This is a genomic window from Methylobacterium sp. D48H, from assembly GCF_053345715.1.
Window position 1 is genome coordinate 1 of the sequence record NZ_JBKFAP010000071.1, and the last position, 1130, is coordinate 1130.

At 58.1% G+C, this 1130-nt stretch carries 2 tRNA genes and 2 rRNA genes; all 4 read left to right on the plus strand.

Annotation, left to right across the window (positions count from 1 at the left end):
- A 16S ribosomal RNA gene (locus tag ACLBX8_RS31475) occupies window positions 1-98 on the plus strand; the annotation flags it as partial.
- A gap of 182 nt (window positions 99-280) precedes the next feature.
- Window positions 281-357 (plus strand) — tRNA-Ile (locus ACLBX8_RS31480).
- 34 nt (window positions 358-391) lie between these two features.
- Window positions 392-467 (plus strand) — tRNA-Ala (locus ACLBX8_RS31485).
- 331 nt (window positions 468-798) lie between these two features.
- Window positions 799-1130, plus strand: a 23S ribosomal RNA gene (locus ACLBX8_RS31490); the annotation flags it as partial.

The following is a 1130-nucleotide window of genomic DNA, read 5'->3' on the forward strand; positions in this document are numbered from 1 at the left end:
CAACCGCAAGGAGGCAGGCGACCACGGTAGGGTCAGCGACTGGGGTGAAGTCGTAACAAGGTAGCCGTAGGGGAACCTGCGGCTGGATCACCTCCTTTCTAAGGATGCTGACAGCAGGATGACCGGTCTCCGGTCCGCTCCTCGGACGGCGTCATTAGAATATCAGGGCTCAGTCAGAGCCCCTTGGCGGGACACGCGCCGTCCTCGTTTCTCTTCCTCACCAGATAGCGCGATCGCGGATCGGTCCGACCTTGTGTCAGCCGTGACGCTCGATCGTACTGGGCCTGTAGCTCAGGTGGTTAGAGCGCACCCCTGATAAGGGTGAGGTCGGACGTTCGAGTCGTCCCAGGCCCACCATGGACGGGAGGCTCTGCCTGCGGCTTGACCCTTTGGGGCCATAGCTCAGCTGGGAGAGCGCGTGCTTTGCAAGCATGAGGTCGTCGGTTCGATCCCGTCTGGCTCCACCACTTTTTTGGGACTTGAGGCTGCTCCTGCAGCTTCGCTCAATGAGACGGTGTCGAGCCCGCTATCTGGAACATGCGTTTGCCGCAGCAATGATCAGCGAGGACCGTCAGGTTCGGCTGGACGTGCTGTCAGGCGAAGACATCAGTGACATCGTGAAGAGGGAATGTGGCCGTTGGGGCAGCGAAAGCTGCCAACCCCGGCGGTCATGTTCGGCAAGCATACGGTGATCGGGTCGGAAACGACCTGATCACTGGTCTTTTTGTGACCGTGTCAGACTTTTGCGCTGGATCCTCTGGACCCAGTCGCAAAAGAACGGACATCGATCACGAGAGCGATCAAGTGCCTTAAGAGCATTCGGTGGATGCCTTGGCGCTGAGAGGCGATGAAGGACGTGGTACGCTGCGATAAGCCTTGGGGAGCTGCGAACGAGCTTTGATCCAGGGATTTCCGAATGGGGAAACCCACCTTCGACCTTCCGTATTGTGTTTCTATGGCCTGTCTTTCCGCGGACACCCGCGGACTGGCTCCGTAGAAGCAACAATACGGTTGGTCATGTGAAGGTATCAAATCCTGAATTCATAGGGGTTTGAAGCGAACCCGGGGAACTGAAACATCTCAGTACCCGGAGGAAAGGACATCAACGAGACTCCGTCAGTAGTGGCGAG